A 1,665-nucleotide genomic window follows, 5' to 3' on the forward strand; every position below is an offset into this window, starting at 1 on the left:
CAGACCCTGACGCTGCATGTGGGGGCGGGCACGTTCCTGCCCATGCGCAGCGAACAGATTTCCGCCCACCACATGCATGCCGAACGCGGCACGATTTCCCCCCATGCGGCCGCGCGCATCAACGCCGCGCGCGCGGCGGGGGGGGCGGGTTGTGGCCGTGGGCACCACATCGCTGCGCCTTTTGGAAAGTGCGACGGATGAGGAAGGCCGCGTGCATCCCTTTCATGGCGAGACGGCCATCTTCATCCGACCCGGCTACCGTTTCCGCGCGGTGGACATGCTCCTGACCAATTTCCACCTGCCGCGCTCGACGCTGTTCATGCTGGTCTGCGCCTTTGGCGGTTACCACCGCATGAAGGCGGCCTATGCCCATGCCATCGCCAGCGGCTACCGTTTCTATTCCTATGGCGATGCCTGCCTGCTGCATCGCGCCGAGGGAGACCTGCCATGACCTCTTTCCGCTGGCGTGCCGAAGCGCGCGCGGGCCATGCCCGCGCGGGCTGGCTCGATACCGCCCATGGCAGCGTGCCGACCCCCACCTTCATGCCCGTGGGCACGGTGGGCACCGTCAAGGCCATGACGATGGACAGCGTGCGCGCCACGGGCGCGGGCATCGTGCTGGGCAATACCTATCACCTCATGCTCCGGCCGGGGGCGGAGCGGGTGCGCGAACTGGGCGGGCTGCACCGTTTCATGGACTGGCCCGGCCCGATCCTGACGGATTCGGGCGGGTTTCAGGTCATGTCGCTCGGTCCGCTGCGCAAGCTCGATCAGGACGGCGTGACCTTCCGTTCGCATATCGACGGCTCGAAACACCGGCTGACCCCCGAACGCTCGACCGGAATCCAGCATGCGCTCGATGCCACCATCAGCATGTGTTTTGACGAATGTCCCGCCCTGCCCGCGCCACCGGACGTGATTGCGAAATCCATGCGCATGTCCATGCGCTGGGCTGAACGGTGCCGCGATGCCTTCATCCAGCGTCCCGGCTATGCGCAGTACGGCATCATACAGGGCGGCACCGAGCCGGAACTGCGCGCCGAAAGCGTGAAGGCGCTGACCGGAATCGGGTTCGAGGGCTACGCCATCGGCGGCCTCGCGGTGGGGGAGGGGCAGGAACTCATGTTCTCCACCCTTGACGTGACCCTGCCGCTGATCCCCGACGCCAGCCCCCGCTACCTCATGGGTGTCGGCACGCCCGATGACCTGCTGGGCGGGGTGGAGCGCGGGGTCGACATGTTCGACTGCGTCATGCCCACGCGGGCGGGGCGCACGGCGCGCGCCTATACCGAGCGGGGCACGCTCAACCTGCGCAACGCGCGCCACGCCAGCGATTCGCGGCCGATCTCGCCCCATTGCGACTGCCTGGCCTGTTCACGCCACAGCCGCGCCTACCTGCACCACCTGTTCCGCACGAACGAGATCCTCGGCCCCATGCTGCTGACATGGCATAACCTGGCCTATTACCAGCGCCTCATGCGCGGGATGCGCGGCGCGATCGTGGACGGGTCGTTCGCGGCCCATGCCAGTCACCTGCGCGCGCAATGGGCGATGGATGACTGGAGTGGTGATGAAATGCCCTTTCCCGACATTCCGCCCGTCGCCTGATGGCCCGCCCGCCCGCATCACCGCCTGCTGATGGCGCACGGCTTGCGGCAGCGATCG

General features: G+C 67.5%; 1 protein-coding gene and 1 pseudogene. Both read left to right on the top strand.

Translation table 11 applies throughout. From position 1 onward, the window contains the following. A pseudogene (locus JCM25156_RS25300) lies at nt 1-451 on the top strand (S-adenosylmethionine:tRNA ribosyltransferase-isomerase); the annotation flags it as partial. Further along, the gene (gene tgt, locus JCM25156_RS15865) at nt 448-1,608 is read left to right on the top strand and encodes a tRNA guanosine(34) transglycosylase Tgt (protein WP_025813869.1); all 1,161 of its coding nucleotides are present in this window, start codon (nt 448-450) and stop codon (nt 1,606-1,608) included. The pseudogene JCM25156_RS25300 and the gene tgt, both read left to right, overlap by 4 nt. Nucleotides 1,609-1,665 lie beyond the last annotated feature (57 nt).

The sequence above is a fragment of the Komagataeibacter kakiaceti JCM 25156 genome (assembly GCF_000613305.1).

Bases quoted from the DNA above. Each gene is read 5' to 3' on its own strand.
- tgt (WP_025813869.1), top strand. From the start codon at position 448: ATGACCTCTTTCCGCTGGCGTGCCGAAGCGCGCGCGGGCCATGCCCGC.